The organism is Bradyrhizobium sp. USDA 4353, assembly GCF_054063215.1.
Genome location: NZ_JBSSGB010000001.1, coordinates 828,521 through 855,046 on the forward strand (window position 1 = coordinate 828,521; position 26,526 = coordinate 855,046).

26 protein-coding genes are annotated in these 26,526 nt (G+C 65.8%); 8 read left to right on the forward strand and 18 right to left on the reverse strand.

Annotated elements, in window-relative coordinates:
- Positions 1 to 268 precede the first annotated feature (268 nt).
- Positions 269 to 535, reverse strand: coding sequence for a conjugal transfer protein TraD (locus tag ACVILH_RS03725; protein ID WP_456711674.1), 267 nt, complete (start codon positions 533 to 535; stop codon positions 269 to 271).
- Between the two features lies 1 nt (position 536).
- A complete protein-coding gene (locus tag ACVILH_RS03730) occupies positions 537 to 863 on the reverse strand; it encodes a conjugal transfer protein TraD (RefSeq protein ID WP_456711675.1) in 327 nt (108 codons plus the stop codon).
- Positions 864 to 1,033: 170 nt separating this feature from the next.
- On the opposite strand from ACVILH_RS03730, the gene traA reads away from it, so the two are divergent.
- A complete protein-coding gene (gene traA, locus ACVILH_RS03735) occupies positions 1,034 to 4,045 on the forward strand; it encodes a Ti-type conjugative transfer relaxase TraA (protein WP_456711676.1) in 3,012 nt (1,003 codons plus the stop codon).
- A gap of 129 nt (positions 4,046 to 4,174) precedes the next feature.
- Positions 4,175 to 4,390: a helix-turn-helix transcriptional regulator gene (locus ACVILH_RS03740; RefSeq protein ID WP_456711677.1), complete on the forward strand. Its 216-nt coding sequence runs from the start codon at positions 4,175 to 4,177 to the stop codon at positions 4,388 to 4,390.
- A 1,113-nt stretch (positions 4,391 to 5,503) separates the two neighbouring features.
- Here ACVILH_RS03740 and ACVILH_RS03745 read toward each other — a convergent pair.
- From ACVILH_RS03745 to ACVILH_RS03770, 6 genes are all read right to left on the reverse strand, one after another.
- Entirely contained in the window at positions 5,504 to 6,328 is an 825-nt protein-coding gene (locus tag ACVILH_RS03745) for a hypothetical protein (RefSeq protein WP_456711678.1), read from the reverse strand.
- Positions 6,329 to 6,600: 272 nt separating this feature from the next.
- Positions 6,601 to 6,840, reverse strand: coding sequence for a hypothetical protein (locus tag ACVILH_RS03750; protein WP_456711679.1), 240 nt, complete (start codon positions 6,838 to 6,840; stop codon positions 6,601 to 6,603).
- 162 nt (positions 6,841 to 7,002) lie between these two features.
- Positions 7,003 to 8,229, reverse strand: a complete 1,227-nt coding sequence (locus tag ACVILH_RS03755) for an MFS transporter (RefSeq protein WP_456711680.1) — start codon at positions 8,227 to 8,229, stop codon at positions 7,003 to 7,005.
- A gap of 156 nt (positions 8,230 to 8,385) precedes the next feature.
- The gene (locus tag ACVILH_RS03760) at positions 8,386 to 9,813 is read right to left on the reverse strand and encodes a DUF6880 family protein (protein WP_456711681.1); all 1,428 of its coding nucleotides are present in this window, start codon (positions 9,811 to 9,813) and stop codon (positions 8,386 to 8,388) included.
- Positions 9,814 to 9,829: 16 nt separating this feature from the next.
- The gene (locus ACVILH_RS03765) at positions 9,830 to 10,519 is read right to left on the reverse strand and encodes a substrate-binding domain-containing protein (RefSeq protein WP_456711682.1); all 690 of its coding nucleotides are present in this window, start codon (positions 10,517 to 10,519) and stop codon (positions 9,830 to 9,832) included.
- 405 nt (positions 10,520 to 10,924) lie between these two features.
- The gene (locus ACVILH_RS03770) at positions 10,925 to 12,961 is read right to left on the reverse strand and encodes an NAD(+) synthase (RefSeq protein ID WP_456711683.1); all 2,037 of its coding nucleotides are present in this window, start codon (positions 12,959 to 12,961) and stop codon (positions 10,925 to 10,927) included.
- Between the two features lie 179 nt (positions 12,962 to 13,140).
- Here ACVILH_RS03770 and ACVILH_RS03775 point away from each other — a divergent pair, with 179 nt between their 5' ends.
- A complete protein-coding gene (locus ACVILH_RS03775) occupies positions 13,141 to 13,992 on the forward strand; it encodes an NAD-dependent epimerase/dehydratase family protein (protein ID WP_456711684.1) in 852 nt (283 codons plus the stop codon).
- A gap of 10 nt (positions 13,993 to 14,002) precedes the next feature.
- Here the strand turns inward: ACVILH_RS03775 and ACVILH_RS03780 are convergent, their stop codons facing one another.
- Together ACVILH_RS03780 and ACVILH_RS03785 are read right to left on the reverse strand one after the other, a co-directional pair.
- Positions 14,003 to 14,659 (reverse strand): TetR/AcrR family transcriptional regulator, encoded by a 657-nt coding sequence (locus ACVILH_RS03780; protein WP_456711685.1) that lies wholly within the window; start codon positions 14,657 to 14,659, stop codon positions 14,003 to 14,005.
- Positions 14,656 to 14,859 carry a hypothetical protein gene (locus ACVILH_RS03785; protein ID WP_456711686.1) on the reverse strand — a complete coding sequence of 68 codons (204 nt, stop codon included), beginning with the start codon at positions 14,857 to 14,859 and terminating at the stop codon, positions 14,656 to 14,658. Before ACVILH_RS03785 ends, ACVILH_RS03780 begins: the two co-directional genes overlap by 4 nt.
- On the opposite strand from ACVILH_RS03785, the gene ACVILH_RS03790 reads away from it, so the two are divergent.
- Both ACVILH_RS03790 and ACVILH_RS03795 read left to right on the forward strand, forming a co-directional pair.
- Positions 14,858 to 15,679, forward strand: a complete 822-nt coding sequence (locus ACVILH_RS03790; protein ID WP_456711687.1) for an SDR family NAD(P)-dependent oxidoreductase — start codon at positions 14,858 to 14,860, stop codon at positions 15,677 to 15,679. The two genes, ACVILH_RS03785 and ACVILH_RS03790, sit on opposite strands and share 2 nt — an antisense overlap.
- Positions 15,680 to 15,795: 116 nt before the next feature.
- Entirely contained in the window at positions 15,796 to 16,275 is a 480-nt protein-coding gene (locus tag ACVILH_RS03795; RefSeq protein WP_006613182.1) for a hypothetical protein, read from the forward strand.
- Between the two features lie 76 nt (positions 16,276 to 16,351).
- Here ACVILH_RS03795 and ACVILH_RS03800 read toward each other — a convergent pair whose 3' ends face one another.
- The 4 genes from ACVILH_RS03800 to ACVILH_RS03815 form a co-directional block, all read right to left on the reverse strand.
- Positions 16,352 to 16,984, reverse strand: a complete 633-nt coding sequence (locus ACVILH_RS03800) for a hypothetical protein (protein ID WP_456716863.1) — start codon at positions 16,982 to 16,984, stop codon at positions 16,352 to 16,354.
- A gap of 182 nt (positions 16,985 to 17,166) precedes the next feature.
- Positions 17,167 to 17,433, reverse strand: coding sequence for a hypothetical protein (locus ACVILH_RS03805; protein WP_456711688.1), 267 nt, complete (start codon positions 17,431 to 17,433; stop codon positions 17,167 to 17,169).
- A gap of 87 nt (positions 17,434 to 17,520) precedes the next feature.
- Entirely contained in the window at positions 17,521 to 18,489 is a 969-nt protein-coding gene (locus ACVILH_RS03810; protein WP_456711689.1) for an NAD(P)H-dependent flavin oxidoreductase, read from the reverse strand.
- A 56-nt stretch (positions 18,490 to 18,545) separates the two neighbouring features.
- Complete coding sequence (locus ACVILH_RS03815) at positions 18,546 to 19,217, reverse strand: hypothetical protein (protein ID WP_456711690.1); 672 nt, start codon at positions 19,215 to 19,217, stop codon at positions 18,546 to 18,548.
- A 153-nt stretch (positions 19,218 to 19,370) separates the two neighbouring features.
- Here ACVILH_RS03815 and ACVILH_RS03820 point away from each other — a divergent pair, with 153 nt between their 5' ends.
- From ACVILH_RS03820 to ACVILH_RS03830, 3 genes are all read left to right on the forward strand, one after another.
- Entirely contained in the window at positions 19,371 to 20,933 is a 1,563-nt protein-coding gene (locus tag ACVILH_RS03820; RefSeq protein WP_456711691.1) for an AMP-binding protein, read from the forward strand.
- Positions 20,934 to 21,114: 181 nt separating this feature from the next.
- Positions 21,115 to 21,297, forward strand: coding sequence for a hypothetical protein (locus ACVILH_RS03825; protein ID WP_456711692.1), 183 nt, complete (start codon positions 21,115 to 21,117; stop codon positions 21,295 to 21,297).
- Between the two features lie 157 nt (positions 21,298 to 21,454).
- Complete coding sequence (locus tag ACVILH_RS03830; protein ID WP_456711693.1) at positions 21,455 to 23,146, forward strand: methyl-accepting chemotaxis protein; 1,692 nt, start codon at positions 21,455 to 21,457, stop codon at positions 23,144 to 23,146.
- Between the two features lie 420 nt (positions 23,147 to 23,566).
- Here ACVILH_RS03830 and ACVILH_RS03835 read toward each other — a convergent pair whose 3' ends face one another.
- From ACVILH_RS03835 to minC, 4 genes are read right to left on the reverse strand one after another with little or no spacing between them, the layout of a single operon-like run.
- The gene (locus tag ACVILH_RS03835) at positions 23,567 to 24,340 is read right to left on the reverse strand and encodes a thioesterase family protein (protein WP_456711694.1); all 774 of its coding nucleotides are present in this window, start codon (positions 24,338 to 24,340) and stop codon (positions 23,567 to 23,569) included.
- A gap of 21 nt (positions 24,341 to 24,361) precedes the next feature.
- Positions 24,362 to 24,637: a cell division topological specificity factor MinE gene (gene minE / locus ACVILH_RS03840; RefSeq protein ID WP_456711695.1), complete on the reverse strand. Its 276-nt coding sequence runs from the start codon at positions 24,635 to 24,637 to the stop codon at positions 24,362 to 24,364.
- Positions 24,634 to 25,449, reverse strand: coding sequence for a septum site-determining protein MinD (minD, locus tag ACVILH_RS03845; RefSeq protein ID WP_456711696.1), 816 nt, complete (start codon positions 25,447 to 25,449; stop codon positions 24,634 to 24,636). The genes minE and minD overlap by 4 nt, the downstream gene beginning before the upstream one ends.
- A gap of 20 nt (positions 25,450 to 25,469) precedes the next feature.
- On the reverse strand, positions 25,470 to 26,165 hold the full coding sequence (gene minC, locus ACVILH_RS03850; protein WP_456711697.1) for a septum site-determining protein MinC: 696 nt from the start codon (positions 26,163 to 26,165) through the stop codon (positions 25,470 to 25,472).
- Positions 26,166 to 26,526 lie beyond the last annotated feature (361 nt).

Below are 26,526 nucleotides of genomic sequence, written 5' to 3' on the forward strand. Positions count from 1 at the left end.
GCGCTTACTCCGCCAGGACTGCGAGCAGCGAGATCTCGGATACGAGAGATCATGACGCGCACGCAATCGCTGGTAAGCGCCGGCTCCTGCAATCGATTCGTTTCCGCACGAAGGCGCCGACATTGCTGCTGGCGATCGCGACGGTTGCGAGGCTGGTGGTCAGCGCGTCGCCATTGGAGATGACAGGAGGGATGCCAGCGCCGGATTGGCGTCGTCGTAGATGGGGGTCTGCGCGGCGTCCTCAGCCAGAGTCGTTGACGGTGCCCTTCTAGCGAAGTTGCGTTGGACCACTTTGAACGTTCGAGTCGTGAGTCACTGTCTCCGCCTGAAACGCTTGCTTCCCTTTCGCTGTCCATAGCGCTCTCGCGTGTTCGCCGCGATCTCCTTTGAGCTTGTCGGCGATCCAAAGCAGCGCGCCGAGAATGGTGGCACGATCACCGCCGACCAAGTCCACGAGACCGGCTTTGACCACAAGACCACCCAGTTCGATGAGATGCCGCGTGCGCTTGCGGCGTTCGACCTGCCAATTGCGCATGTCATGTCGTGCCCTTGCGGCTTGATACCGATTGTGGGCCGCCCGGCTGCGCAGGAGTGCTGTCAGCGTTGCGGTCAATTGCTGGCGCATTTCGCCGCGACCGGCCTTGAAAGAACGTGGCGCCCCGCTTGGCCCATGCCTCCCTCCTTCCGGCCTCTTTCGTCTCGGCCAGCACGATCAGCGCTCCCGCCAGTTCTTCCGCAGTGAGTGTGTCGGCCCCAGTCGCGACGACCAGTTCGCCGAGTTGGCGCACTTTGCGAGTTTTCAGGCCGCGCGCTTTGTCTTCGAGTGCCTTCAGGTCCGCATCAAAGTCTCGTGGTTTGCGCATCGTTGTCTCCATGAGTTCGATGGAGAAATGATACGCGAGCACACGGCAGAATGCTGTAAAGTCATCAGGACGGCCTGGGACGGTGCGGTCCCTCCCGAGATTTTTTCGAGGGAGGGCGCGCTTATACGTCGTTCCGACGTGCGCTTCGCTGTGCCAGTGATCGGCTCGCGATGGCGATCTATCATCTTCACGTCAAGATCATTGGCCGGAAGGCCGGGAGCAGTGCGGTGGCTGCGGCGGCCTACCGCTCCGGCTCGCGGCTGCGCGACGAGCGGCTTGGTCGTGAGCAAGATTTTTCCGGGAAGCGCGGCGTCGTTCATTCCGAGGTGATGCTGCCGGAGAACGCGCCGCAAGCCTGGAGCGACCGCGAGCGGCTCTGGAACGATGTAGAAGCGTTTGAAGTCCGCAAGGACGCCCAGCTTGCCCGGGAGATCGAGTTCGCCCTTCCGCGAGAACTGGCTGAGGCGCAGGGCATCAAGCTGGCTCGGGATTTCGTACGCGGCCAGTTCGCCGACGTGGGTATGGTTGCTGATCTCAATGTACATTGGGACAGGGGTGAGGACGGCATGCCCAAGCCCCATGCCCATGTCATGCTGACGATGCGCGCGGTCGACGAAAACGGCTTTGGCCGGAAGGTGCGAGAGTGGAACCGCACGGAGATGGTCGAGCGCTGGCGCGAACGCTGGGCGGAGCTTGCCAACGAGCGGCTGGCCGAGCTCGACATCGACGCCAGGATCGACCATCGCAGTCTGGAAGCCCAAGGCCTCGCGCTGGAACCGCAAAGCCAGATCGGCGCGCCCGCTAAACGCATTGAGGGTCGGGGCGTCGGAGGCGAGGGCGCTGAGGCTGACCGGGCCGAGATGCACCGCGAGATCGCGCACAACAATGGCGCGCGGATCGTCGCCCATCCCACCATTGGGCTGGACGCCATCACCCAGCAGCAATCGACATTCACGCGCCGCGATATAGCGAGGTTCGCGCACCGGCACAGTGACGGGCTCGACCAGTTCAGTGAGGTGATGGGCGCAATGCAGGGAGCGTCCGATCTGGTCGAGCTCGGCAGGGATGGGCGCGGCGAGGATCGGTTCACTACCCGCGGAATGATCCAGGCGGAACAGCGCCTGCACCGAGCCGCTGACTTGCTGGCGGACCGAGAGCGCCACGAGGTGCGTGATGCGGACCGCAGGACCGCTTTGTCACGCGCGGAAGCGCGCGGCCTGGTGCTGTCGTCCGAGCAAGCCAACGCTCTGGCGCACGTCTCGAATGGACGCGATCTCAGCGTCGTGGTCGGCCATGCCGGGACGGGAAAGAGCGCGATGCTGGGGGTGGCTCGGGAGGCCTGGGAAGCGGCAGGCTTCGAGGTCCGTGGAGCAGCACTATCCGGCATTGCAGCCGAAAACCTCGAGAGCGGATCGGGCATTGCGTCGCGCACGATCGCCAGCCTGGAGCAAGGCTGGGGACAGGGCCGTGATCTGCTCAAATCGAGCGATGTGCTTGTCATCGACGAGGCGGGGATGGTCGGTACGCGGCAGCTCGAGCGCGTGCTGTCACATGCTACTGAGGCTGGCGCCAAGGTGGTGCTGGTCGGTGATCCGCAACAGTTGCAGGCGATCGAAGCGGGCGCCGCGTTCCGGTCAATTCATGAGCGTCACGGCGGCGCTGAGATTGGCGAAGTGCGCCGTCAGCGCGAGGACTGGCAGCGCGACGCCACACGCGATCTGGCGACTGGCAAGGTGGGCCACGCGCTTGAGGCGTACCGGGCCCGCGGCAGGGTGCATGAGGCCGAGAGGCGCGACCAGGCGCGCGGCGATCTGATCGATCACTGGGATCGCGACCGGCAGTCATCACCGGATCGGAGCCGGATCATCCTGACCCACACGAACGAGGAGGTCCGCATCCTGAACGAGGCAGCGCGCGAGCGGATGCGGGCAGCGGGCGATCTCGGCGACGAGGTGGAGGTGACGGTCGAGCGCGGCGCGAGAAACTTTGCCAGCGGGGATCGGGTGATGTTCCTGCAGAACGAGCGCGGCCTTGGCGTCAAGAACGGCACGCTCGGGACCATCGAACAGGTCAGCGCCCAATCCATGTCCGTGCAGACCGACGATGGCCGATCCGTGCGCTTCGACCTCAAGGATTACAATCGGATCGACCATGGCTATGCGGCGACGATCCACAAGGCGCAAGGCATGACGGTCGACCGCGTCCATGTCCTGGCGACGCCCGGCATGGACGCCCACAGCAGCTATGTCGCCCTGTCGCGGCATCGCGATGAGGTGGACCTGCATTATGGGCGCGATGATTTTGCTAATGCAAACCGGCTCACCCGCGCCCTGTCGCGCGACCGCGCCAAGGATATGGCCTCGGATTATGAGCGCGCCGATCCGCTCCAGAGCTACGCCGAGCGGCGTGGGATCACCTTCCGCAAGCGCGTGGCCGAGATCGTGCGCAAGATCATGCCCGAGATGCTGCGCGACATTGTCGACGGCCTACGCACTCCGGCTGATTTGCCGGGACTCGAGGGCGGACAGAAGCCGGAACGGGCAACGCCGGAAAGGGAAAGCGGCGGTCCGGCAGCCGAGCGGCGCGGAGCCGAAGTCCCGGCAAGCAACGTGGCGCAAGATCCCGAAGCGGACACACGTCGCATCCGGACACGAGCGCTGGTGCGCCATGCCCGCGCAGTAGATGCGATCTTCGCGGCGCAGGAGACGAGCGGCACAGCGAGCCGCGAGCAGGTGAGAGAGCTGCAAGAAGCGCGTCGAGCCTTCGAGCAGGCGCGCCCCTTTGGCTCGCATGACGCCGAGGCCGCTTACAGGAAGAACCCGGAGCTCGCCCGCGAAGCGGCGGACGGGCGGGTCAATCGCGCCATCCGCGCACTCCAGCTCGAAACCGAACTCCGCAGCGATCCGGGCCGCCGCGCCGACCGCTTTGTTGAGCGATGGCGGGAACTCAACCAGACCAGCCAGCGCCTATATCAGGAGGGCGACCTGTCCGGCTACAAGGCCGCGCGCTCGACGATGGGCGACATGGCGAAAAGCCTCGAACGCGACCCGCAATTGGAATCCATCCTCGCCGGCCGCAAGAACGATCTCGGCATCGCATTCGAATCAGGCCGCCGGCTCGGCCAGGATCTGGCCTTCGCCCACGGCATCGATCTCGGCAGAGGCCGAAGCCTTGGAATTTGACCCATCCCGTTTGCCGCCGGCTCTACGCCACGCCTGGCGAACGCGCGAACTCCTATTGTCCGACTGGACCTGTTTGGCCTCTCTGGTCTCACAACACCTCAGAAGCGACCAGCGAAGGGCATCACGGCCATGCGCGAACCAGACCGTATCATCAGGTTGAAAACCGTCCTCGCCAGGACCGGGCTGTCCCGGTCCACCATCTACCGCAAGATCGCCGAGGGCACGTTCCCGGCCCAGCTCAAGATCAGCAGCAACGGTTCGGGCTGGCATGAATCCGAGGTCAGCCGCTGGATTGCGGATCCGGTCGGATGGCGAACCAAAAGTAAGTCGACTGTCGAGGGGTGATCTGTCGGACGTTGGAGGTCACAAAGGGTGGTGCCACCGCACGCGCGCCGCGGCTGTCGTACGGTCTAAGCAGCTTCATTCAAATCTGATCCCGTAGAGCTTGCCCCTCGTCCGACAAACGCATTTTCTAGGTAATCGAAAACGATCCGATAGCTCGACGAAGCACCTAGGTCAGGAGTTATCACCACAATTTGACTGAACAACCTCGACTCGACGCTCGAAGGCAGAGGCTCGGAGTCGAACCAAAACACACTGGATCTGTGTTGGCGCCGCTGCTGGTACCCTTCAAAGTCGTTCGCTGAACATCGTTGTTGAATCAATTGCATAGTTAGTCTTTTTGACGCCGGCCAGGGCACCACGCTTCGCCCTTCGGGCTGCGCGTGGCGCAGCCGAGCGGTGGCCCAAAGGGCGAGGCGTGTCTGCGAAGCGGCTTAGCGAAGCCGGGCATTTGAGCCCTCCAAGTCTCGCTTGAGCCGCGCTCTCTGATCTTGGATCAACTCTGTCAAACAGCCACGCCTCGTCAACCTCACGATCACCCCAGGCATGCGCGCGCCGTCTCGCGGCTGAAACAGCCCGAGGGTTGCATCCGTCGCGCGCCTCGACACATCAGAGGCGCAGGGAGAGCCGGACCTCGACTGAGGCCCGTGGCCCGCCTGCGGAAAAAATGCAGGCGGCAGGTACCACAGGTCCAGCCGGACAGACCCGGCCCTCCCTGCGCGCTGGTTTTAACGGTGTCCTTCGTGCTCTCCTTGGGACCGGGCTTTCTTGCCCCCATCACCCGCGCCAACACTGTCGCCTCGGCACGGGCTTGACCTCAGCATCGGGAGGCCGGGACCACACGACTTCGCCGTCCGCGACGCGAGCGCTCGTCCGGCGCCGCATCCACGTCCATCGCAGCCCACCTCCACGTATCGTGACGACGCGTACGCCCTCTGCATCGAGGCGGGATGGAGGGAATAGAGCATGATTATCGGAAAAAAGGAATAATAATTTTCCCGGTGCGATCGACCCGTCCCTAGGGCTGCAACGAATTCACTTGCAAGGCGTCACTCGTTAACCAAGCAAAGAAGCCTTCAGAGGCATTTGAAGAGCCTCATTCGCACCGAGCTAAGTCTAGGTAGTGGGTGGAACACCTTGCGCTTCGAAAGCGACCTCTAAGTTCAGATTGAGTCCCCTGACTCGGGGTTTAAATGCTGCCAGGAACTTCTCGTTCATGTCGACCAACCAATCAATGTGGCGCGGCCAGGAAGCGCGATCGTCGAGTTTGATGTCTCTATAAAGAGCGATAACCTTATCGCTTGCGTCTGGGTTCGGATTCCATAGCATCTGAGCGCCAGGGCGAGGTGTTTGAGGCGAGATAACCACCTTCCGCTCCAATAGCCTGTCGCGAAAGCTTGTCCAAAATTCGAGCTGTGTTCTCTGACCTTCTGACAAATTTCCCGTCGACTTAGCCACAGCCGCAGCCCTTACAATTTCATTCGGCTGACCAACTACAGTGAAACGAATGGCGGGCTTCGAGTTATCGATCTGCAGTACTTCAGGCTTCACAGCATAAACCGAGAGCTCCTCAGTGGTGCGGTCATTCAGCCATTGAATTGCCTTACGATGCTCTTCGGTAAACTCCTCTGCAATCCAAACCAGCACTGCGGCACCCAAAGTCGCACCGTAGGTCAGCAGCTTGCCGAGATGATCATGATTGGTTCGATTGAACTGGTTCTCAATAACGACGTAGTTGCCGGAAGCGTCTCGGGCCAGAACATCAGCGCTATAAGCACCGACAGGGACTTCCGTCCGTTCAAGCTGCAATTCTAACCCAATCACCTCTGAGAGCTTGGCGAGATTTTCTTCCTTCGCGAGCCAAGGCGTAAAGTCCAGCGCCTCGTGCGTCCAAATTTCTCTCAGGCTCACATTCTTCAAGACACCAAGCTTGTCGTCCACCTGAAATCTTCCCCTAGACGGCCGATCCAAATCATTAGTTCACAATCGCACAGATTTATACGCGCCTAGAAATAGAAGACACAATCAAAATTGCCACATCTCTGCGTAGCCAAAAAGTCCAATCCAAATTCAGGGACGGGCCGGGCTCGCCAAGCAGATTCTAATTAAATAGCGACGCGCCTTAGTGCGACGCACACTGTAACCGTCAGAATTGAGCCCGTCACGTCGGGAAGGCTGCTAAGCGTTCCCGACGCTGTGCCATCTGACAGAGGTTACTTCGACATGCTACCCGCCTGGTTCGTGCCAGGGCCGACATTGCCCTGGCTCGATGAGGTGGAGTCGCGGCCGGACTTCATGGTGCCGCTGCCGGGCTGCATGTTGGCGCCGGTGGTCTGCGACGAGGTGGCGGTCGAGGACTGGTGCTTCTTGTGGTGCTTGGCTTCGGCTGCGAACGGCGCGGCGGCGAAGCTGACGGCGACGAGCGTGGCGAGGGCGAGCTTGGTCTTCTTCATGGATCCGATCTCCATCGGGTTGAAACGACACGCTCGCCCAACCCGCTGCCGACGGCCGGGTTCCGGATTGCCGATCAAGCGTTGGTGTGCGCTCGGGCACGGTTGATCAGGAACAAATCCTGTTAGTTTGGACGCAGCAAGCTATGTTGCTTCGCAACAAGCTCACGCCGGTGCTTGTAACGGCGCCAATGCAGGCTGCGTTTTCGGGAAGGGCCTGAAGGTCATCATCATCAGGACGGCGCCGAGGCCCATCACCCAGGAGCCGACATAGAGCCACGTGTAGCTGGCAAAGCTGTCGTAGATCAGGCCGCCGGCGAGCGGGCCGGTCGCCATCCCCAGGCTACCGGCCATCGCGGTGCCGCCGATCACCGTGCCCATGATGCCCTGGGAGAAGTTGTCGCGCGCGATCGAGGCGTAGAGCGGCATGGTGCCGGCATAGAGGAAGCCGAACGTCGCGGCGACCGCGTAGAACGCGGCGAGGTCGCGCACGGCCACATAGGCCAGCGCGCCGAACGCCTGTGCCAGCAGGCCGAGGACGAGCACACGCTTGGCGCCGAAGCGGTCGCCGAGCAGGCCGAAGGCGATGCGGCCGCCGAGGCCGGCGAGACCCTCGATGCTGTAGATCGTCACCGCCGCCATCAGCGGGATGCCGCAGGTGACGGCATAGCTGACGGTGTGGATGATCGGACCCGAATGCGTGGCGCAGCAGAAGAAGTTGGTGACGAGCAGGATCAGGAACTGCGGCGAGCGCAGCGCCGCTGATCGCGTCATCTCCGGCGGTCCAGCGGCGGGACTTGATGCAACGGCGGCATCGGGTGCTGACAGTGGCGGGCGGCCCACCAGCAACGATGTCGGGATCATGATGGCGGCGACGACGGCGGCGATGCATTGCATCGCGGTGCGCCAGTCGTAGCTGGAGACGAGCCAGGCGGCGAGCGGCGACATCGTCATCGGCGCTATGCCCATGCCGGCCGACACAAGGGACACAGCGAGGCTGCGATGGGTGTCGAAGCAGCCGGTGACGGTCGCCATGACCGGCGGGAAGATCGCCGCCGTCGCGACGCCGGCGATCAGGCCGAACAGCAACTGGAACATGAGCAGCGACGATGTCAGGCTGGCCAGCAGAAGGCTCAACGCGAGCAGGGTCGAGCCGATCAGCAGCACCGGACGCGGGCCGATGCGGTCGGACAGCGTACCCCAGGCCATGCTGGTGCAGGCCATCGCCAAAAAGCCGATCGTCAGCGCGCTCGAAATGCCGGCGACGGACCAGCCGGTCGCGGCGGCCATCGGCTTGAGGAACACCGGCAGCGAGAACAGCCCGCCGACGGCGACGCAACCGAGCACGCCTCCCGCCGCCACGATCACCCAGCGATAATGCGATGTGCTCATCTTGCGTCTCCGTTCTTCCCTGCTCTTGCTCGAAGACGTGCGGATGACCGCCGGAACGACAGGAGACCTCAATTTTTTTCAGGGCAATGCGACGGCGGGAACCGGAGGACATCGCGACATCAATCGCTGCGACATCGCACGATAGATCGTTCGCGTTCAACTCATCAAGTCCCAGAAGCTCGCCTTGCGGCCATGCTCGAACTTCAGGCGCGCGAGATAGGTCGCATGCGGTTCGACGTCGCCGAAATCCGGGATGACGGCAGCGAAGCTGCCGCATTCGAGCAGATGCCGGGCGGCATGGCGATAGCGGCCGGTGCGGCTTCCCTGCAGCGTATCGTCGATCATCGCGCGCAGCAGCAGCGTGGCCGCGAGCGGATGCTTGCCGGCGAGCGCATCCGCAGCCGGCGCGAGCACGTGATAGGCCTCGCCGTTCAGCTCCCGGCTGCGTCCAAGCACGAGCTTCGCGGCACGATCCAGCGCCGGCCAGCGAATCAGGAAGTCGAGCGCCCATATCAATTGAGGATATTGTTCGGCATGATCGAGCGCGCGCCGCTCGGCCTCGACGTCGTCGAAATCCGGAAGCTGCTTGAGATGAGCGCGCAGGCGCCTTGCATCGAGGCTCCGCATGAAGCACGTCCAGCGTGCCGCCTGCGCCTCCTCGTTGCGCCCGAGGCCGTCGAGCACCTGGATGCGCGCATCCTCCCAATCCGGATCGGGACGGCTGGGATTACGAAGCTCGGCGGCGTCGAGGACCTGCAGCGCCTCCGCGCCTCGCCCGGCCGCCAACAGCCGCAGGGCAATCTCGGCGGAAATCTCGGAGCGGCGCGCCTCCGTGTCATCGAATTGCGCGATGTAGAGCTCGACGTCATGGGTCGCATCCGCGATGGCCAGCAGCGCCGAGCGGGCATTGCTGGTGCGGCGGCGCTGCTCCTCCTCCTGCTCATAGAGGCCGTCGCTGCTGCCCCAACCGGCGGCTCTGCGCTGGGTCTGCGCGGTGCGTTCGACCGGTGTCTTCGCAAACGCGATGAAGCGCTGCTTGAGATGATCAAGGCCGGGCCCGCCGAGCGCCGGCGCCACGGTCTCGATCAGCTCGCCATACTGGCCGTAGGCGTTACGGTCGAGTGCGACGAAGACGCGGTCTGCCAGGGCGATGGGATCGGCCTTGGCCAGTTGCGCGAGCGGGCCGAGATCAGAACACGCCGCGCAGAAGATGTCGTGAAGCACCCCGTCGCTGTCGTCACAGCGGCTGAGGACGCCGTTCGCCAGATCCATGAATTGCCACATCAGCTCCAAGGCTGCTGGAGAATCGTGTTCCGCCACCTGCTTGGTGATGCTGCCGCGCAGCGCTTCGAGGTCCCCGGCCAGCGGACGCAGCTTGTTGCGCTCGAGAAAGGTGGTGGCGCGGCCGATCTGCGCCAGCCGCTTGCGCAGCTCGGTTGCGAGCTTGGTGGGCGTCGCGATCTCGAGCCGCAGGCGCCGCTTGATCGCCGTGTCGAGCTCGGCGACCTCCAGCAACAGCTCGGCAAGGCGCTGCGCCCCGAGCTGCTCGAGCGCCTTGGCGGTCAGCGGCGTACTGGAGGCCATCGCAGCCCTCGTTGGCTTACAGGGGGGTCATGCCGTGCTGGCGCTTGGTCTCGGCGGTCTCCTCCGAGACGAGATATTCGATGAAGGCGCGGGCTGCCTCGGCGTGCGCGCTGGCCTTGCACAACGCGGCCGCGAACACCGTGCCCGGCTGCAGCGATTCCGGCAGCAGGCCGACGATGTCGATGCCGGGAGCACCGAGCATCTCGCTGAGCTGCTGGAAGCCGACATCGACCTCGCCGTCGGCGAGCAGCTTGGCAACGGGAATGCCGGGCTTGGCCTGCACCAGACGCGAGGCGCCCTCGCTCTCCAAGCCCCAGTCCCGGGCGAGCTTCTGCACATGGGTGCCGCTCGGACCGGTGGAGATGCCGATGGCCTTGGCGCTCTCCATCGCCTTGCGCACGGCGGCCTCGTCGAGCGGATCGGGCTTCGGCTGGCCTGCGCGCACCGCCATCGCCATCGGCGATTCCGCGATCTCGATGATGCTGCCGGGCACGAGATGGCCGTCGGCCTCGAGCTTCTGCAGGGCGTCGGATGCCAGCACCGCGAAATCGAACGCTTCGCCGGCGCGGATGCGCTTGGCGGCATCGACGCCGCCGACGGATTCGATCGTGATCACCTCCCCGGTCGCCTCCTCATAGGCGGCCGCGAGCTCGGCGAGGATCTGCCGGGTCGCCATCGAGGAAATGCCGGCGGCGGTGACGCTCATGGGGGGCTCCGTTGGACGAAAAGATTGCAGCGCTCCGAGACGACGCTGCGACGTCCTTTCGGATATGGCAAGCGGGGCCGCGGGGCAAGGCAGAGGGATGCGACGGTGTCGCGACGAGCCGCGCTGCGCCCCCTCTCCCCGTTCTTACGGGGAGAGGGTTGGGGTGAGGGGCAAGCGGCATCGGCGGTGTTCATGGGACACGGGGACTTAGAGCGGGATGCTGCGGAAGCTCGACTTCGTCGAGGATAAGCGCATGCTGAAGCGAAGCTCGGTCTTATAACTAAGACTGCCCGCGTGGTTGCCCCTCACCCCGACCCTCTCCCCGTGAAGAACGGGGAGAGGGAGCGGACTGCCCGTGTTGGGACGTCGCGCGCTTCGAGATGAGACGTAGTCCCCGCCAGCGCCCTACTTCGGCACGCTCTCCAGATCCTCCAGCCACGCCGCCGCATTGCCGTCCGACGGGGCGCGCCAGTCGCCGCGGGGGGACAGGGCGCCGCCGGCGACGACCTTGGGGCCGTTGGGCATCGCCGAGCGCTTGAACTGGCTGAAGGCGAAGAAGCGCTTGAGGAAGACCTCCAGCCACTTCCTGATGTCGCCGAGCGCATAGGCGTTGCGCTTGTCATCCGGGAAATGCGGCGGCCAGGCGCCCTCGCGCGAGTCCTTCCAGGCGTGATGCGCCATGAAGGCGATCTTCGATGGGCGCATGCCGTAGCGCAGCGTGTAGAACAAATTGAAGTCCTGCAGCTCATAGGGGCCGATCGCGGCCTGCGTGCTCTGCGGCGTCTCGCCGTCCTTCACCGGCACCAGCTCCGGCGAGATCTCCGCCGACAGCACCGCTTCCAAGGTGCGGTCGACATCGGCCGAGAATTGATGCGTGGCGATCACCCAGCGGATGAGATGCTGGATCAGCGTCTTCGGCACGCCGGCGTTGACGTTGTAGTGCGACATCTGATCGCCGACGCCATAGGTGCACCAGCCCAGCGCCAGCTCGGAGAGATCGCCGGTGCCGAGCACGAGGCCGCCGCGGTCATTGGCGAGGCGGAACAGATAGTCGGTGCGCAAGCCCGCCTGCACGTTCTCGAAGGTGACGTCGTAGACCTCCTCGCCGCGACCGAAGGGATGGCCGATGTCCTTCAGCATCTGCGTCGCCGCGGGACGGATGTCGAGCTCGGCGGCGCTGACTTCGAGCGAATTCATCAGTGCGTGCGCGTACGACTTGCTCTGTGCGCCCGTGGCAAATCCAGGCATCGTGTAGGCGAGGATGTTGGTCCTGGGCAGGCCGAGCAGGTCCATCGCCTTGGCGGCGACGATCAGCGCATGCGTCGAATCGAGGCCGCCGGAGACGCCGATCACGATGCGCTTGGTGCCGGTCGCGCGCAGCCGCTGCGTCAGGCCGGCGACCTGGATGTTGTAGGCCTCGTAGCAATCCTGATCGAGCCGGGCGGGATCGCTCGGCACGAAGGGGAAGCGCTCGATCGCGCGCCTGAAGCCGATGTCGCCCTCGGCCGGCTGTAGCTCGAAGCCGATGCGGCGCCAATGCTCGCCGCTGTCGCGTGCGCGCGCATTGTCGTCGAACGTGCCCATCAGCGCGCGCTCCTGGCGCAGCAGGTCGAGATCGACGTCGGCGAAGATGGTCTGGCCGGTCTGGCGGAAGCGCTCGCTTTCGGCGAGCAGCACGCCGTTCTCGAAGATCGAGGTCTGGCCGTCCCAGGCGAGATCGGTGGTGGATTCGCCGACGCCGGCGGCCGCATAGATGTAGGCGGCGAGGCAGCGCGCCGAGGTCGAGCGGCACAGCAGCGAGCGAGATTCGGCGCGGCCGACAGTGATCGGGCTGCCGGAGAGATTGGCGAGCACAGTGGCGCCGGCGAGCGCGAGCTCGGAGGCGGGCGTGATCGGGATCCACATGTCCTCGCAGATCTCGACCCCGATCACGAGGCCGGGGACATCGGCGGCCGCGAACAACAGGTCGGTGCCGAACGGCGCCATGGTCTCGGCGACCTCGATCATCTCGCCGCGGAGGCCGGCGCCTGAGGCGAAGTGGCGGCCTTCGTAGAACTCGCGATAGGTCGGCAGATAGCTCTTCGGAATGACCCCGAGCACCTCGCCGCGATGAATCACGACGGCGCAATTGTAGACGCGATGCGCAAAGCGCAGCGGCGCGCCGACGATCAGGACCGGCATGAGGTCGTGCGAGGCTTCCACCAGCGTCAGCAGCCCGCGCTGGACGGCATCGAGCAGCGGGTCCTGCTTGACGAGGTCCTCGATGGCGTAGCCGGACAGGCACAGCTCGGGGAAGACCGCGACCGCCGTGCCCTGGTCATGGCAGGCGCGCGCGGCCGCCAGGATCGCCGCCGCATTGGCGGTCGGGTTGGCGACGCTGGAGGCCGTGACGCAGGCGGCGACGCGGGCGAAGCCGTGGCGGTAGATCGAATGGAAATTCATCGGGCAGTCCATCTCCTGTCGCCTGATCATAAGACATGTTCCATGACGGGAGCCATGACAAGGGCGGCAGGTCAGCACCGCCACATCTGCAGGCTGCACGACTTGCAGACAGCGTTCATTTGATTTGCGCCGTCCGGCCGATGCCGGATAGATCGGGGCTCCGCCATTCGAGCACATGCATGAACCTGTTCGTCATCGGCTTCGGCTATTCCGCCCAGCGCTTCGTCGATCTCCACGGCAGCGGCTTTGTGCGCATCGCTGGCACGGTGCGCGGTGCCGAGAAGCGCGCGCAGCTCGCGCGCTATGAGCTGGATCTGTTCGACGGAACGGTGCCTGCCGCGACGACGCTGGCCAAGGCCGCCGAGGCGGATGTGGTGCTGATCTCGGCGCCGCCCGGCGCCGGCGACGATCCCGCGCTCACCCATTTCGTGGATGCGGTCACATCGGGCCGCGCGCGCGTCGTATATCTCTCGACGGTCGGCGTCTATGGCGACCATCAGGGCGCCTGGATCGACGAGGACACCCCGCTGGCGCCGGAGCATGGCCGGGTGCAGGCGCGCGTCCGCGTCGAGGAGGAGTGGAGACGCCGGATCGGCGAAAGGCTGGCGGTGCTCCGGCTCGGCGGCATCTACGGTCCCGGCCGCAACGCGCTGGTCGAGCTGCGCGCCGGCCGGGCGCGGCGCATCGTCAAGCCGGGCCAGGTGTTCAACCGCATCCATGTCGACGACATTGCCGGCGCCATCCTGGGCGCGATCCGGCGCGAGACCGGAGGCGCCTGGAACATCGTCGACGACGAGCCGGCGCCGCCGCAGGACGTCATCGCCTATGCCGCAAACCTGATGGGCATCGCGCCGCCGTCGGAGCTGCCGTTCGACAGCGCCGAGCTGTCGCCGATGGCAAGAAGCTTCTACGCCAGCAACCGCCGAATCAGGAACGCCCGGGCCAAGCAGGACCTCGGACTGGTGTTCGCCTATCCCACCTACCGGGCCGGGCTCGACGCGCTGTGGGCGGCGGGCGAAGGGCGGAACTGACAAACACGGCTCAGGGGACGGCTCCGCAGGCCGCGCGCAGCCCGCGTCCGAACAGCCGCAACGCCCCCTCTTCCGGCCCGGCATCGCCGACGCGGTCGCGCCCCGCGAGTGAGCCGTCGATCCTGAGCATGGCCAGCCCATGGGCGAGCCCCCAGGCCGCCACCGCGGCCTGTTCGAGCGTCACGGCCGGTGCAGTCGAACCAAGGAATTCCCCGAGAGCCTGGTGCAACGGCGCAAAGGTCGACCGCTTCGCCGCGGAGACGTCGGGATAAGCGTGCCAATCGTTCACCCCGACGCCGAACATCAGGCGGTAGAGCTGCGGCTGACTCACCGCGAAACGGATGTAGTCGAGTCCGAGGCCTGTGAGCCGATCCTCGCCGGCCGGCCAGCGCGCCGCCGCCTCGGTCTGCGCGGCGGCCAGCGCCACGAAGCCCGCCTCCGCGATGGTCGCAAGCAGATCCTCCTTGCCGGCGAAATGATTGTAGGGCGCGGATTGCGACACCCCGGCCGCGCGCGCGACCGCCCGGAACGACAGCGCCTCCGCCCCTTCCTGCTCGAGCAGGTCGGTCGCGGCCGCGATCAGCGCCCGTTTGAGGTCGCCGTGGTGATAGGGCCGACCCTCGGCGGCTGGTTTCGTAGGCTGGGTTTTGGCGGGCGGTCGGGTCATCGCAAATCAATGTTGACAGTGATCATATTCGGCCCGATGATGTTAACACTGCTCATATCCAGACCCAAACCAGACTGGAGCCGCATCATGACCGCAGCGACGACTTCTCCCCCGGCTTCTTCCACGACGTCACGGCGGCGTGCGCTCGCCGGCGCTGCTGGAGGCATCGCATTGGGTGCGATCGCCGGAGCTGCGGCCATGGCGCAGGCAAGCCAACGTCCTGCCCCCACCATTATCGCGGCGCCCAAGCGGTTCGCGGGCAAGACCGTGCTGATCACCGGCGCCACGTCGGGGATCGGCCGCGCCGCTGCAATCGCCTTCACGCGCCAGGGCGCAGCCGTCATGTTCTGCGGACGGCGTGAGGCGCTGGGCCGGGAGCTCGAGGCCGAAATCAAGACTCAAGGCGGCCGCGCGCGCTACATCCGTGCCGACGTGCGTGTCGAAGCCGAGATGCGCGAGCTCGTGGCGCAGACCATCGCGAGCTTCGGCAGCCTCGACATCGCGCTCAACAATGCCGGCATCACGATCGAAAAGCCGCTGCACGAATACGAGGCCGGCGACTGGAACGACATCGTCGACACCAATCTGCGCGGCGTGTTCTTCGCGATGAAATACGAGATCGCCGAGATGCGGGCGCGCGGCGGCGGCTCGATCCTCGTCACCTCGTCCTCGGTGGCGCATCGCACGGGGCCACGCCGCAGCGTCTATACGGCGACGAAGGCGGGATTGATCGGACTGATCCGGTCGGCGGCGCTCGACTATGCCGACGACAATATCCGTATCAACGCGATCCTGCCGGGGACCACCGACACTGCGCTGGTCCGCCGCGTCGCCGGCACCGAAGGCATGCCCGACGCGATGTGGCAGATCGCGGCGAAGCAATGGGCCAACGCCAAGATGCCTGGTCTCAAGCGCATGGCGTCGGCCGAGGAGATCGCCGAGTTCGCGGTCGCGATGGCCTCTCCCGAACTCACCTACATGACGGGCGCGGCGCTGAGCTCCGATGGTGGAAGCGGCTGAATTTTGGAAGGCCGCACGAAACCTTTCACGCCACCGGCGATTGCACCGAGCAGAGATTGTCATGCGGGACTGACGCGACTGCACGTCGTGCGGCCCTCACGCAAAGGATGCTCGACATGCAAGCCGACCACCCCATCACCTGGCTCACCTTCTTCACTTTGGCTGCCGGCATCGTGATTGCCGCCGGGGCGTTCCTGGCCTTCCTGCGCTCGCGGCACAACCGCGAGATCGCGGCGGTCGCGCTCGAAGGCGACGGCCGTGGCCGCGGCATCGCGCCCTCGGGCGCCCTGCCCGAGCTCGGCGGCATCTTCGTGCTGGCCCTCATCGTCGCCGGCCTGCTGGTGGCAGGCTACCAGAGTGGCGGCGCGACGCGTTTTGCCGGCGGTGACAAGCCGACCCCGGTGCCGACCGCGCCGACCAACACCGACCGCGGCACCACGGTGGGCGCCGGTGCGGCGATCACCCCGCCGCAGGCGCCGACCATGACCCAGCCGGCCCGACCCGACCCGGACCTGCGTACCGCCCCGGCATCCTCGCCGACCGGCGCCGGCCCGGAGAGCGGCGGGCATCCGGAGGCCAATCCGCCGGCCCGATAAGCATTCCCGTCCCAGAAAGCACGAAGGCCGCGCAAAGCGCGGCCTTTTGCCATTCAGGACACCCAGGGCGCCACGATCAGATCATGGCTGCGACCTTGTCGAGGCCGATGGTGCGGGCGAGCCGCCGTACTTCATCCTTCTGGTCGTCGCGGAGCTGCCAGAGCAGCGGCATGGCGGCCGACTTGAGCTGCTGCACCTCGTCGGAATCGGGATCGATCGCGACAGCACCCGGCTTGGCGGCGCCCTGGCGGGTCGCATGGATCTTGCGGGCGACGGCGCGGAGCGCGGTCTCCACCGCCGGCCAATAATATTCCTGGCTCGACGACAGCCGCAGCCGATCCTTGATGCTGGCGATCTGGGTGTCCGACAGCAGCGAATAGGCCTTCTGCACCTCCGGCTTCAGCGGAGCCGGCGCCGGCTCGCTCCGGGCGAGAATCTTCGACTTCGGCACCACCGGCTCGGTCGCCACCACCGCCGCGGCGGAGGCGGAGGCCTTGGCCAGCTCGGCCTCGGACGGCGCATAGGCATAGGCCTGGCGCAGCGTGGTCTTCGGCGCGGCGACCGGCTGCTGCGGCTCGGGAGCCGCAAGTGTAACCATGGCGAGACGGTCGCCCTTGGCGTCGCGGTTGGAGATCGGGCTCTTGGCGACGACCGCCGGCATCATCGCACCGGCGGAGGGCACGCTGTCCCGCATCAGGACGCTGGTCACGGCCGCGCCTGCGATCAGAACACCCAGCAAAGCGACAAAAGCGATCGACTTCGTCACGCACATCTCCGTATTCCGGCCGACAGGCCGCACTTCGCCGTAAAGTGGGAGTTAATTAAGGCTATACGATGCCACAGAAACACCGAGGCCACCATTCCGCCCTGTGAACAGGGCGGATATTTTTTTCACGCAGCAGAATAGAGCTCCGCCGGCAGCTGCAGATCATAGGCCGCCTGGATGTCGGCAACGATGTCGGAAGCCTCCCACAGCGCCGCCGGTTCCACCGAATGAAGGCTGATGGTCCAGTTCCCGCCGCGCGCGGTGCGCGGCACGCTCATGATGTCGAACTGCACGTTGCGGCACAGCGGGTGGCGCTGCAGGGCATGGCCGACGCGGATGCGGATCTCATCGAGCGTCACGCGCTCCTTGCCCAGCCCCAACTCGATTCCCATCGCGCAATTCCGCCAATCTCGAACTTGGCTGATTGTGGAATCGGATGGTTAATGCCCGCTTAAGGAGAACGGCCGTGTTTCTCCGCATCAGGACACCTCTCCGGCGCGGCGATACTCATCAGTCGTGCGCGCGACCAGCGTCGCCACGTCGACGATGTCGGTCACTCCCGAGGTCGCATGGCCCGCGCTCCAGACGTCGCGCCAGCGCTTGGGCCTGCTCTCGCGCGCGCCGACATCGATGTCCTTGCCGATCTCGATCGCGCCGCGCGCCGGCAAATTCTCCGGGTCGAGCCCGGCGGCGATGATCGAGGGGCGAAGCATGCTGGTCGGCAGGCCGGTGAAGGCCGAGGTCAGCAGCACGTCGTCGGCCGTGCTTTCCACCAGCATCGTCTTGTGGCGCGCGTCGGCCATACTCTCACGCGTGGCGATGAACTTGGTGCCCATGTAAGCGAGGTCGCAGCCGAGCACCTCGGCCGCGCGCAAGGCAACGCCGTCGCTGATGCCGCCGGCGAGCACGATCGGTCCGGCGAAGAAGCCGCGCACCGCGCGCACGAAGGCGAAGGGATTGAGCCAGCCCGTCTGCCCGCCGGCGCCGGCCGTCAGCAACACCAGGCCGTCAGCGCCCGCCTCGACCGCACGCTCGGCATGGCGGATCGAGGCGACGTCGGCGAACACCAGCGCGCCGGCCTCATGCAGTGGCGCGATCACCGGCGCGGGCGAGCCAACCGAGGTGATCACGATATCAGGCCGATGCCGCAGCAGCACGGAGAGATCATCCCGGAGGCGCGCGTTGGAGCGGTGCACGATCAGATTCGGGCAGACCGGCGCGGGCGCAAGGCCGCTGACGTCAGCCGCGCGTGCGAGTCGTTCGGCGATCTCGCGCAGCCACGCGTCGAGCTCGTCGGGCGTACGGCAGTTCACAGTCGGGAATGCGCCGATGACGCCGTTGAGACAGGCCGCGCTGACGAGCTCGATTCCCGACACCAGGAACATCGGCGCTGCGATCAGCGGCAGGCGTAGCCGCGCCCGCAGCGCGGCGAATGGACTCTCTGGCATGGCGCGCTCTCCCTCAAGCGTTTGGCCTAAGGGGATAGCGACGCCGATGCTTGCGTTCAATCGTCGCCAAACAAGCTGAAGCGCGGGCCCTGCATGTCGACCGGCTGTGCCGCATAAGTCCGCGGCACGGAATCGTCGCGCACGGCCTGCTCGACGGCGCGCAGATCCTGATCGCGGCGCTGCCGGCGGCGCTCGACATAATGCCGATGCCGCTCGGCGCGGCGCTGCTCGGCAACGCGCTTGCGCTCAGCGTCGCGCGCCTTCTGGTCGGAGTCCTGCGCCTTATCCGCGACCTTGTCTTGTCCCTTGTCCTGTCCCTTCTCCTGCCCAGCATCCTGCCCCTTGGCCTGGACGTCACCGGGTTGCGGCATCGAGGAGGTCGGAGACACCGCCGCGGTCGTCGTGTCCGCTGCCGGGGCTTGTGGCTGCGACGCGGCACTTGCCGAGGCAGGCGTGACCGCGGGCGAGCCTGCTGCCGCCGTGTTGGTCCCTGCGGCGGGCGCCACCTTGACCGGGACCGTCGCGGCGGCCTGGGTGGCCGCGAGATAGGAGCTGACCGTCGGGCTCGGCGAGGACGCGTCGGGAACGGTGCGCTCGAGCTTGGTCGACTCCAGCGCAGGCGACTTCGGATGCATGCCCTCGGCAATCATCAACCCGCCGCCGAGACCGGCGGCGACGGCGATGGCGACCGTTCCGGCGCCTGCAAAGAAAGCTGTCGAGGTGCGCATGGCCGTACTCCCTGATTGTTCGGCCGGGCAACGCGGCGCGCGCGGTGATGTTCCGAGCCGAGCGTGACGCGCTTGAGCGCGAGCCGCATTCTGCTAGCCTTCGCGACAAGCCCTGCGACGCAACAAAGATCGGGGCAAATCGGGAGGCGTTCCATGCACAATCAGCTCCATTCATTCCCCGTCGTCTGCGAGCAGACGCTGCTCACTCTCTCGCGCCATCCCTCGCGCACCGCCTTCAGCTGGCCCGGCGGATCGCTGACCTATCAGGGTGCGATCGATCTGATCGGACGCATGCAGAGGGTGTTCATGCGGCTCGGCCTCGCGGCGGGAACACGCGTTGCGTTCCTCACTGCGAACCGCGCCGACGCCTGGTGCGCCGGCATCGCGGCGCAGCTGTCGCGGCTCGCCATCACCTGGCTACATCCGCTGGGCTCGCTGGAGGATCAGTTGTTCCAGCTGTCGGATTCCGAATCGCAGGTGCTGGTCGTCGATCCCATGGCGTTCCGCGATCGCGGCGGCGAGCTCGCCGCGCGCGCCCAAGGCGTGCACCACGTGCTCACGCTCGGCACCGCCGACTACGGCGCCGACCTGCTCACCGCCATCGAACAGGCCGGTCACGCCACGGCGCGCAACTTCGCCACGCCGAACGATGTCGCGACCCTGAACTACACCGGCGGCACCACCGGCAAATCCAAGGGCGCGCTGCGCCATCACCGCGAATATGGCGGCTTCGCCACCGCGATCCTCGCCGATTTCGAGATCCCGGAGCGCGCGAGCTATCTGACGGTGGCGCCGATCAGCCATGTCGCCGGCACCAAGGTGCTGCCGACCCTGATGCGCGGCGGCACCGTGCACATGCTGAAGGCCTTCGATCCCGAAGCCGTGCTGAAAACCATCGAGCGCGAGCGCATCAACTTCACGCTGTTCGTGCCGACCATGATCTACGTGCTGCTCGACCATCCCGCGCTGGCCAGGACCGATCTCTCCTCGCTCGAGCTCGTGCTGTACGGCGCGTCCGCAATGTCGCCGACGCGGCTGGTGGAGGGCATCGAGCGCATCGGTCCGGTGTTCTCGCAGCTCTACGGCCAGACCGAATGCTATCCGGTCTCCGTGCTGCGCAAGGCCGATCATGATCCGAAGCAGCCGGAGCTGTTCCTGTCGTGCGGCTTCCCGATCGCAGCCTGCGAGGTCAAGATCCTCGACGATGACGATCAAGAGGTCGCGCAAGGCGAGGCCGGCGAGATCTGCGTGCGCGCGCCGCATGTCATGGCCGAATATTGGAAGCGGCCTGATGTCACCGCCGAGACCCTGAAGAACGGCTGGCTGCACACCGGCGACATCGCCCGCCGCGACGAGCGCGGCTACATGTACATTCTCGACCGCAAGAAGGACATGATCGTCTCCGGCGGCTTCAACATTTTCCCACGCGAGATCGAGGATGTGCTGACGCAGCATGCCGATGTCGCGATGTGCGCCGTCGTCGGCGTGCCCGACGATAAATGGGGCGAGGCGGTCACCGCGATCGTCGTGCCGCGGGCCGGCACGCAGCCGAACGCGACCGAGCTGATTGAGCTGGTGAAGGCGCGCAAAGGCTCGGCGCACGCGCCGAAGCGGATCGAGTTCGTGGCCGAGCTGCCGGTGACCGGTGTCGGCAAGATCGACAAGAAGGTGCTGCGCGCCAGGTATTGGGAGGGACGCGGGCGGATGGTGGGATAGCGGCACGTCCACGCGGCTCCTCTCCTTCGCCGTTGCGAGCGAAGCTGGAGCGACGCGCGTGCCTCATGCCATGGCCTGTGGTTATGGGTCCCGGCGTTCGCCGGGACGACAGCGGAATGTGTGGCGAGCGGCGAACGCCGCGCGTCGCTCGCCCCGAATCTGCGTCCTCCGCAGAGGAGACTTGATCGGTCAGATCCTGGATGAGTCAGCGTCGCGCCTGCGCGGCATGGCCGATGACGCCGCGCTTCATGACGGCTCCCAGATCCTGATGAAACTTGGGTTCAACTACACGCCAGGAAACATCCGCGCGCGAATGATCCCGCGCAAACGCGGCCGTACTTTTACGGCCCGTCAGTCTGCTTAATTTTAGAGCAAAATTTATGTGTCGGCCGCTTAATCGAAGCGCGCGCGAACAATAGCAGCTCAACGACGAGCGCTCCGCGCACAGATTTGCAGCAAGTTGCCTGATCGGCCGCCGCAAACGCCAATCTTCCTGGAAGTCCTGAAAGCTGGAGTCGCAGATGTCGTTCTTTTCCAACCTATCGATTCGCAACAAGGTCCTGTTGGCCTTCGGCATCGTGCTGATGACGGCGATGGGGCTCGGCGGCTTCTCGATCGATCGTCTCGGGACCGTCAACGGCTCGGCCGCGGAGGTTCGTGACAATTGGCTGCCGGCGACCGGATGGCTGGGGACGATCTCCAAAGCCATCGAACAGTACCGCGCCCGACAGGGCCAGTTCCTGCTTGCGGCGACGCCCCAGGAAAAGGATGATCAGGAGAAGCTGATCAAGGAGACGCTGCAGCAGTTCGAGAAGACGTGGCGGCTCTACGAGCCGACCGTCACGACCGCGGAAGAAAAGGCGCTGGTTGCCGCGTTCAAGGGACCGTGGGCAACATACCTGGAGGACAGCAAACAGCTTCTCGATCTGTCGCGGAAGAACCAGACGGAGGCAGCCACCGCGATGTATATGGGCAAGCTCCGCGAGGAATTCACCAAGGCGCGGCTGGCGCTGGAGAAGGATCTCGCCTGGAACGTCGAACAGGGCAAGGTTGAGGCGGACAAGGGCGCGGCCGTGTATGCGTCATCGCGCACCTGGATCCTGGCCGTCATCGCGCTGGCCGCGCTGCTCTGCATCGCGATGGGCTATCTCATCGTCGCCGGCGTCTCGCGCCCGATCACCGCGATGACCGAGGCGATGCGCCGGCTCGCCGGCGGCGACATGTCCGCGCAGATTCCCGGCGCGGAGCGCAAGGACGAGATCGGCAACATGGCCGGCGCCGTGCTGGTGTTCAAGAACAACGCGATCGAGACCGAGAAGCTGCGCGCCGAGCAGGCGGAGAGCGAGAAGCTCGCCGCCGAGCAGCGCAAGCGCGAGATGCACGAGCTTGCCAATCGTTTCGAGGGCGCGGTCGGTGAGATCATCAACACGGTCTCCTCGGCCTCGACCGAGCTCGAGGCCTCAGCCACGACGTTGACCTCGACCGCCGAGCGCACGCAGCAGCGCACCACCACGGTGGCCGCGGCCTCCGAGCAGGCGACCGCCAACGTGCAGTCGGTGGCCTCGGCGACCGAGGAGCTGAGCTCGTCGGTCACCGAGATCAGCCGGCAGGTGCAGGACTCCGCGCGGATCGCCAATGAGGCGGTCGACCAGGCGCGCAAGACCAATGATCGCGTCAGCGAGCTGTCGAAGGCGGCGGCGCGCATCGGAGATGTCGTCGAGCTGATCAACACCATCGCCGGCCAGACCAATTTGCTGGCGCTGAACGCCACCATCGAGGCGGCGCGCGCCGGCGATGCCGGCCGCGGCTTCGCGGTGGTCGCCACCGAGGTCAAGGCGCTGGCCGAGCAGACGGCCAAGGCCACCGGCGAGATCGGCCAGCAGATCTCCGGCATTCAGGCCGCGACCCAGGAGTCGGTCGGCGCCATCAAGGAGATCTCGGGCACCATCGAGAAGCTCGCGGAGATCTCGTCGACCATCGCCGCAGCGGTGGAGGAACAGGGCGCCGCCACGCAGGAGATCTCGCGCAACATCCAGCAGGCCGCCCAGGGCACGCACGAGGTGTCGTCCAACATCGCCGAGGTGCAGCACGGCGCCAGCGAGACCGGCTCGGCGTCCACGCAGGTGCTGTCGGCCGCACAATCGCTGTCGCAGGACAGCAACCGGCTGAAGCTCGAGGTGGGGAGGTTTCTGAACACGGTGCGTGCGGCGTAGCGTTGCACCTTGTAGGAAGAAGTCGCTTAGTCCTTATCTAGCCGAGCTATCACGACAAGGGCGGTCTCCTCCCTCTCCCCGTTCTTACGGGGAGATGGAGCGCACCAGCCGCGCTGCGACTACTCGTGCCTTTCGTTCGTTGTTAGAGTCGGGCTCTCGCCGCAACGCCGGTGAGCTCCCCTCCCCCTTGCGGGGAGGGGTTGGGGGTCTCCGGGCGATGACTGTCGACAGTGGCACGATGCCCCAAAGCCACCCACGACAATCAGACTCGCGTGGGCGCTTAGCACCGCGCTCCACAACGAACAGCGGGACTCGGGGACCCCCACCCCCGACCCCTCCCCGCAAGGGGGAGGGGAGCGCACCGTCTTCGGAGCAGCGGTGGAACGCTGCATCGAGGAGTCGCCAAAAGGCTCCTCTCCTTCACCGCTTCTCGATCACCAGGCTCTGCACAACCCTTCCGAAATAGCCCCTGACATCCCCCAGCCGCGCCATGGCGAGCCCCGCGCCGTCCGGGCCGATCCAGCTCTCGGCGTCGAGCAGGATCCACTCGCCAACCGGCTCGCGGGCCATGTTGACGGTGAGGTCGGCGTTCAGAAACGTGTAACTATGGAAGTCGAGCGCGGCCGAGGTGCCGTTGCAGAAGTCGCTGGCGACCACCGCGCGCATCGCTTGCGACACCGCGTGGCCCTCGACCAGCGGCCAGTCGACGCGGTACCAGATCGCACCAGGGCCGCGGACGCCGAAGCGGCCGCGGGCCGCGCGCAAGGTCATGCCGCGGACGAAGGGGCTGGTGGAGAAGTCCGCGGGTTCGGGTTGGGCCTCATCGGGACCGACGAGTTCGACCGGCCGCTCACCGATGTCGGCGGGCAGCGGCACGGCATCCTGGCGGATCTTCAGCGCCGTCGCCGTGACCACGACCGTGTCACGCGCGCGCAGGCGCACGCCGCAGAGCTGAATCTTGCGGCCCTCGCGCAGCATCTCGGTCTCGACCGTGAGCTCGGCCAGCGGCACCGGCCGCATCAGGTCGATGGTGACGCGGGCGATGCGCATCGGCGACTTGGTCGGGATGCGTTCCGCCGCCCACACGGCGAGCGCCGAGGGCGCCGAGCCATGCTGCATGGTCGGATCCCACGGACCCGCAGCATCGGGGCTGACGGTGACTTGATTGTCCGTGACGCGGAAGATCGGCCGCATCAGCGCACGCCTCGCCACGCGTCAGCCCGCGCTGGCAAATGCGCGATCGGCGCCGCTTGGTAGTTCGATGTCGACCTCGAGCGTCGAGACATGCTTCCCCCGGTCCATGCGGACGATGACCTTGTCCGGATCGAGTACCACATGGCGCGAAACCACGGCGAGGATTTCCTCGCGTAGCTGCATCAGCAGATCAGGCTGGCCGCGCAGGCTGCGCTCATGCGCGAGCAGGATCTGCAGCCGCTCCCGCGCGACCGGCGCAGACGCGGCACGTCCGGTAAAGAGCCGCAAGACGCTCATGCAGCCCTCCGTCCGAGCAGCAGGTTCATCAGGCCCTTGCGCTCGCTTGGGATCTGCATCTCGACGGCCTCGCCGAGCAGGCGGCGCATCGCGTCGTGATAGGCGCGCGCCGGCGCGCTGGCCGGGCTGTTGAGCGTGACGGGACAGCCGACATTGGAGGCGCGCAGCACGTCCTGGCTCTCCGGCACGATGCCGAGCAGCGGCGTCGCCAGGATCTCGAGCACGTCCTCGATCGACAGCATCTCGCCGCGCGCGGCGCGGCCGGCATCATAGCGGGTGATGAGGATGTGCTTCTCGACGCGCTCGCCGTTCTCGGCGCGCACGGTCTTGGAATCGAGCATGCCGATGATGCGGTCGGAATCGCGCACCGAGGACACTTCTGGGTTGGTGACGATGATCGCCTCGTCGGCATAGCGCATCGCGAGCATCGCGCCACGCTCGATGCCGGCGGGGCTGTCGCAGATCACCCAGTCGAAGCTCTTGCGCAGCTCGTGGATGACGCGGCCGACGCCGTCCTCGGTCAGCGCGTCCTTGTCCTTGGTCTGCGAGGCCGGCAGCAGCCAGAGATTCTCCAGGCGCTTGTCGCGGATCAAAGCCTGCGGCAGCTTGGCGACGCCGTGCACGACGTTGATGAGATCGAACACGACCCGGCGCTCGGCGCCGAGCACGAGATCGAGGTTGCGCAGGCCGACGTCGAAATCGACGACGACCACCTTCTCGCCGGCCTGCGCCAGCGCCGCGCCCATCGCCGCCGTGGTGGTGGTCTTTCCGACGCCACCCTTGCCCGACGTCACAACAAGAACCTTCGCCATCTCTCAAATCCTCCCGTTACTCAGTTCAAAGCTACGATCTTCATGGAATGACCTTCGAGCCGGGCCTGGGCGGCCCGGCCGCGCAATGCATCGTCGATCTGCTCTGCGGTCTGGTAGTAGCCGTCGATCGCGACCAGCTCGGCCTCGATCTTCTGGCAGTAGATGCGCGCGGCGGAATTGCCGTTGATGCCGGCCATCGCGCGGCCGCGCAGCGCGCCGTAGACATGGATGGAGCCGCCGGCGACGATCTCGGCGCCGGAGGACACCGCGCCGAGCACAGTGACGTCGCCGTCCGGAAACACGATCGACTGGCCGGAGCGCACGGGCTGGTCGAGCAGCAGCGAGGTCGGCTGCTGCAATTGCGGCTTCTCCGGCTCGATCTCCTGCACGGCGCAATGCCGGCCGCCGGACAACAGCGGCGGCATGCCCAGCGACAGCCGGCCCTGCTCGACGCCTTCGAGGCCGAGCACGCGGATGTTGCGCGATTCGATGCTCTTGATGAGATGGGTGATGGCAAGCGGGCTCAGATCGACCGCGGAGAGATCGAGCACCACCGGCTTGCCGACGAAGAAGCCGGGCGAATTCTTCAGCGTCGCGTCGAGCTCTGCGAGCCAGTCGGCGACCGGCACCACCGGCGAGAACACGAAGGCGACGTAGGAGCGCCCGCGCAGACGAATAACAGGACGCACCGTTTCAGCGCTGGCACTCATGACCATCCGACCCAACCCTCTTAGCGATTGGTTAACTGTCGGCGCCAGATGGTTAACGGATGGTTAAATCGACGCTAAGCCGCTCGAAAATCGACAGCGGCGCGCCCGACATGGTTCGATGATGATCGAATCAAGGCGCAATCTTGGCGGCAATGAGACGCAAATCATGAGCAGATGCGTCAAGACTAAACTCGCCTCAATTTAATCACATCATGATGATAACTTTAACGTACATATAATTTGGAACCGACGGCTTTAAGCGGTTCCGATCGATTGACACTCGTCAGGGGGCGGGGCATGGGATCGACAGAGGCGCCGAAGGCACGATCAACGTGTCATGGCGCCTTGCAGGAAAGGGCTCTTGGCG